This window comes from Parvibaculum sp., assembly GCF_035511255.1.
Taxonomy (GTDB): Bacteria; Pseudomonadota; Alphaproteobacteria; order Parvibaculales; family Parvibaculaceae; genus Parvibaculum.
Genome location: NZ_DATKFR010000292.1, coordinates 1 through 5,375, shown reverse-complemented (window position 1 = coordinate 5,375; position 5,375 = coordinate 1). Strand labels below are relative to the sequence as shown.

The window sequence follows — 5,375 nt, the reverse complement described above, 5'->3', positions numbered from 1 at the left end:
CCGGCGAAACCGCCCGAGAAGTTTTCGGCGCCGATGGCGATCGTCAGCGCCGAGATGTCGCTGCCGCGCGTCGCAAGCCAGGAGAAGAGGAGATTGGTGAGCGCAACGGCGGTGGCGCCGACCAGCATCGAACGCAGGATGCCGAAACGGGCGACGACGAGACCACCGACAATGGCGCCGGCGATCGTCATCCAGACGCCGAAGACCTTCACTACCGTCGCGATTTCCGAGAGCGAAAAGCCGAGGTCGATATAGAGAGGGTTCGCCATCACACCCATCACGAAATCGGGGACGCGGTAGAGGCCGATCAGGGCGAGAATGACAAGGGCCCGCCAGCCGCGTTGGCCGAAGAAGTCGACGAAGGGTGCAATGGCGGCCCGATAGAGCCAGGCGACCGCGCGCTGCGCCCGGCCATGCAGCGCAAAGCGGTCCGTGAAGGCATCGACCGCGTCCTCACCGATCACCGGCGCCTTCGCTTCGGCGAGACGCGGCGCGGCGAGCGCCGCGCCGACACCGACCGACATCAGCACCGCCATCAGCAGATAGGCCGCGTGCCAAGAGACGAAGTCGGCAACATAAAGCGCGCCGGCACCCGAGGCGATGATCGCAAAGCGATAGCCGAGCTGATAGGCGGCCGCCATTGCGCCCTGCTTTTCGTCCGATGCCGCCTCGATGCGCCAGGCGTCGACCGATATGTCCTGCGTCGCCGAAGAAAAGGCGAGCATCAGTGCGAGGAACGCGATCGGCAGCAGCGCGACTTTCGGATCGCAGAAGGAAATGCCGACAAGCGCCGACGCCACGAGCGCCTGCGCGACAATCATCCAGGCGCGGCGCTTGCCGAGTCGGTCAGCGAGCCAGGGCAGCCTGATCTGGTCGATGACCGGCGCCCAGAGAAATTTGATCGTATAGGCGAGGCCGACATAGCTCATCAGGCCTATCTCGGTACGGCTGACGCCAGCCTCGCGCAGCCAGGCCGACATGGTGCCGAAGACCAGCATGAAGGGAAGGCCGGAGGAAAAGCCGAGCAGCAACATGATGAAAACACGTCGCTCGCCATAGACCGCCAGGGCGCTTGCGAACCGCGCCGCCAGGCTTCGCTCTTGCGTCACATCCGTCACGTCATCCCCCTCGCGAATCGATCCGCGAGCGAGTTTAGGCGAGATTTGTTCTTTCGCCAGCCGCATCCGGAACGAGGCCGAGGGCGCTGCGCCGTCCGGTCCAGAACAGAAGCGAACGGGCAAGCGCGTCGGGCATGATGGGCTTGGAGAGATAGTCGTCCATACCGGCGGCGAGACAGGTCTGACGATCTTCGGCCATGGCATTTGCGGTCAGGGCGATGATCGGCAGGCTGGAACGGTCGTCCGAGAGAGCGCGAATGCGACGCGTCGCCTCGAAGCCGTCCATGCCCGGCATATGCAGATCCATCAGCACGAGATCGACGAGTTCGCGCTGATCGAGGAAGGCGAGTGCCTCCTCGCCATTGTGTGCGAGATGGACCGTGTGTCCATCGCGTTCGAGCAGCGTGCGGGTGAGCAGCGCATTGATGTCGTTGTCCTCGACGACGAGAATGTGCAATTGCACATTGAAGGGCGAGGCGTGGGAGGATGAAGCGGCTTGTCCGGCCGGCGCGCGACGTTCGGCGGCCAGATCGGTCGCGGCGGTCGGCCGGTCGGCGCGCGGCATGGAGCCTGCCAGAGCCTCAAGGCGCGTGAGGAGAGACGAGGCGCGGACGGGCCGCACGAGATAGCCGTCGAACATGCCGGGAAAAATCGACGGGCCGGCATCGAGACCGATCAGGCCCGGCAGCCGGTCGCGATCCTGCGGCCTGAGCAGCACGATCGCGGCGAGATCGGGCACGATTGCGCGGGCGCGGGCGACGAGTTCGGCGCCGGGGCCTTCGGCGGTGTCGATCGGACAGATCAGAATATCGGCGCGACGCTCGTCGAGTGCGGCGACGAGATCGGCGGCGGTGGCGGCGAGACGCACATCGGCGCCGGCGAGGCGCGCGCTGCGACCGAGCGAGGCGGCGAGGAGCGGCCGGTCTTCGAGAATGACGACGCTGACACCGGCCAGCGGCTCGCGCTGGGGGGCGGCGGGATCGACGGCGCCCAGACCGAGAATGACGCGAAAAAGGGAGCCTTTGCCCTTCTCGCTCACCACCTCGATCGTGCCTTCCATCGCGGTGACGAGATGGCGGCTGATCGCGAGGCCGAGGCCCGTGCCCTCGTAGCGTCGCGCATGGCCCTGATCGGCTTGCTGGAACTCGTCGAAAATCAGATCGAGAACCTCCTTGTCGATGCCGATGCCGGTATCCTCGACCTCGATGACGATATGCGCTTTTTCGTCTGTGTAGGAATAACTGTCGAGGCGCGCGCGCAGAAGCACGCCGCCGCTTTCGGTGAACTTGATCGCGTTGCCGGCAAGGTTGAGCAGAACCTGACGGATACGCGTCTCATCGCCCATCAGGCGCATCGGCACATGCGGCTCTATCTCCGCGATGATTTCGAGACCCTTCTCGAAAGCGCGCGGACTCAGCAGTTCGCAGACGCTCTCGAGCGTCCCGCGCAGATCGAAGGAACCCTCCTCGAGATGGACCTTGCCCGCTTCTATCTTCGAATAATCGAGAATGTCGTTGATGATGGCGAGGAGCGCTTCGCCCGATCGCTTCACCGCCTCGGCATAGGTACGCTGCGCCGGCGTGAGTTTGGTGTCGAGCAGCAGATTGGTCATGCCGAGCACGCCATTCATCGGTGTGCGGATTTCGTGGCTCATGGCGGCGAGGAACTGGCTTTTCGCCCGGCTTGCGGCCTGAGCTTCGTCGAGCGCCTCGGCGAGCCTTTCCTCGACGGCCTTGCGATCGGTGATATCGCGGCCGACCGTCTGGATTTCCTTCAGCCTGCCGTCGTCGTCGCGAAGCGCGAATTCCTCCCAGGCGAACCAGCGCGTACCCAGCGTCGTCACGACCCGCTGGTCGAAATGGATGCGATAGGGCGGAAGACTGAGGCCGGCGAAAGAGGCAAGACGCGGCGTCTCGCCTTCCGGCAGTTCGGGTGCAAAGGCGCCGCCGATGACGTCGTCCGGCGCCTTGCCGAATGCCTTGCAGAAGACGTCGTTGACATAGGTGACGCGGCCGAGGAGATCGCGGCGCATCACGACGTCGCCCTGCGTCTGGACCAGATCGCGGAATCGCTCCTCGCGCTCGGCGAGTTCCCAATTCTCGTCACGCAACGTCTCGACCGCCGTCTGGGCGCGGCTCGCCTCGGCGGCGTGATCGCGCGCCCGCGCGGCGGCGCGCCGCCACGCCTCGAGGCCGAGGAGAAGGACCGTGCCGAGCCCGAGAAGGATACTCAGGGCATTATGATCGATGACGGCGAACATGATCCCCGCTTGGAAGGCCAAATGAGGGCCTAAAATGCAGGGGACATGCTTTCCAAAGAGTTACCGGCCCCGAGAAACCGGGGCTGACGGCCTATTTCGACGGCGGCGGCGTGAAGGTTTCGACACGCGCATGGATCGGCGGCACGGTGCGCAGATAGGCATAGATGGCGCCCAGATCCTCGTCCGTCATGCCGGAATAGGCGGTCCAGGGCATTTCGGTGTCGATCTCGGACGCTTCCGGAGCGACCTTCGCGGCGACTTCGGGCGTCATGGCGCGGAAGCGGGCGATGAACTGCGCGCGCGTCCAGCTGCCGATTCCCGTCTCGGCGTCCGGCGTGATGTTCGCCGAGCGGGCGACGCCGCCGCCCGGGAGACCGAAGGGATTGTCGCCGGCGAAGGGAATGCCGGTCGGCTCGCCGCGTGCGTTGCGCTTGGTGTGACACTCAAAACAGGAAGAGGAGAAGGCGAGATAACGCCCGAGGGCCACCTCGTTCTTCGCGCCCGGCCGCATCTCCGGCGTCGGATCGGCGGGAACGAGCCGCATCACCAGCGGCAATGGCATCGGCAGCTTCGTGCGCGGCAGCGTCACGGGTTGCGGCGGCAGCGAACGGAGATAGGCGATGACGGCTTTCGCGTCCTCGGGATCGAGGCTCTTGTAGAACGGGTAGGGCATGACCGGGAAGAGGGGGCGCCCCTGGCGATCGACGCCGGAAACGATGGCGCGGTAGATCTCGCCGTCCGTCCAGTCGCCGAGCGCGGCCGGCGTAAGATTCGGCGCAAATATGTCGGTCGGAAATTCCGGCGCACCACCCATGCGGCGTCCGGCGGCGATACGGGCGCTGTCGTTGACGCGGGAGAAGCGGTGCGGTTCGAGTTCCGGCGTATGACAGGCGCCGCAGGCAAGCTGATGGTTGAAGAGATAGTCGCCGCGGGCGACGAGCGCCGGTGTCGCTTCCACCTTGAGATCGGGCGCGGCCGAGACGCGCGGGAAAATCGCAAAGATGGCGACGACGCCGAGAACCACGAGCGCGCCGATGACGGCGCCGGCCCAGAGGACCGCGCGTTTGAATGACATGGTGATGAATCCCCCTTCAACCCCGTTGGGTCTGCCCGCGGCATTTTTGGTGGGTTTTTAGCCACGATCAAGCCCGTCTGTGGAAGGGCGGATGCAGAAAATGATCAGACTGCGGCGTTGATGTACCACTCGCCGTCGACATGGGAGAGGGTGACGCTCAGGGAGCGGGTCTTGCCGTCATGAAAGACGAGCGTCACCTTGTAGAAGGCGAGCACGTTATAGGTGACCACGCCGCCGTCGAGCTCAACTTCGCCGAGCCCGCCATGCTCGCGCATCGTCTCCGTCCAGCGTTCTGCCTCGCCGCGGAGCGTTTCGTCGGAGAATTTCCGGCGCAGTTCGGGTGAGAAATGCGACAAGGCCTTCTGCGTGTCGCCGCGGTCGAGCGCCTCGAAGAAACCGCGTACCGCATCGTCACTCGCCCGGGCACAGGAGGCGAGGCCGGCACAGATCAGCAGCAAAACCAGCAGACGTCCGATACCCATGTCGCCTCCGGGCCACGATTGAACCGGAGAAGCATAGCACGGCAGGTTGTTTCAACCCGGTTTTCGGCCGGCGAAACCGCTCAGGCCACCGCGCCGAGCCGTCCCGCCACCGGCTCGCGATAGGCCAGCGCTTCGGCGACATGGACGCGGCGCACCGCATCGACGCCATCGAGATCGGCAAGGGTACGCGCGACACGCAGCACACGGTGATAGCCGCGTGCGGTCAGACGCATGCGGTCGGCCGCTTCGGTCAGGAGCCTCAGCCCCGCCTCGTCGGGCGAGGCGACCTTGTCGAGCAACTCGCCCTCGACCTCGGAATTGAGGTTCGGGCCGCCGACCGCAGCGCATTCGGCATAGCGCGCCTCCTGTATCTCGCGGGCGGCTGCGATGCGGATCGCCACCTCCGCAGACCCTTCGGCGGCGGGCGGCAGCGAGAGATC

General features: G+C 65.5%; 4 protein-coding genes and 1 pseudogene. All 5 read right to left on the bottom strand.

The window, feature by feature from the left end; all coding sequences use genetic code 11:
• A partial coding sequence (locus tag VMR03_RS11525; protein ID WP_325405333.1) for an AmpG family muropeptide MFS transporter occupies positions 1 to 1,118 on the bottom strand: 1,118 nt, incomplete at its 3' end.
• Positions 1,119 to 1,152: 34 nt separating this feature from the next.
• Entirely contained in the window at positions 1,153 to 3,378 is a 2,226-nt protein-coding gene (locus VMR03_RS11520; protein WP_325405331.1) for a PAS domain-containing hybrid sensor histidine kinase/response regulator, read from the bottom strand.
• A gap of 91 nt (positions 3,379 to 3,469) precedes the next feature.
• The gene (locus VMR03_RS11515) at positions 3,470 to 4,453 is read right to left on the bottom strand and encodes a cytochrome c (protein WP_325405329.1); all 984 of its coding nucleotides are present in this window, start codon (positions 4,451 to 4,453) and stop codon (positions 3,470 to 3,472) included.
• Positions 4,454 to 4,557: 104 nt separating this feature from the next.
• Positions 4,558 to 4,935 carry a DUF4878 domain-containing protein gene (locus VMR03_RS11510; RefSeq protein WP_325405327.1) on the bottom strand — a complete coding sequence of 126 codons (378 nt, stop codon included), beginning with the start codon at positions 4,933 to 4,935 and terminating at the stop codon, positions 4,558 to 4,560.
• Between the two features lie 80 nt (positions 4,936 to 5,015).
• Positions 5,016 to 5,375: pseudogene (locus VMR03_RS11505) on the bottom strand (ATP-binding protein); the annotation flags it as partial.

Coding starts and splice junctions, on each gene's coding strand:
- VMR03_RS11520 (WP_325405331.1), bottom strand. CDS start 3,378: ATGTTCGCCGTCATCGATCATAATGCCCTGAGTATCCTTCTCGGGCTC.
- VMR03_RS11510 (WP_325405327.1), bottom strand. CDS start 4,935: ATGGGTATCGGACGTCTGCTGGTTTTGCTGCTGATCTGTGCCGGCCTC.
- VMR03_RS11515 (WP_325405329.1), bottom strand. CDS start 4,453: ATGTCATTCAAACGCGCGGTCCTCTGGGCCGGCGCCGTCATCGGCGCG.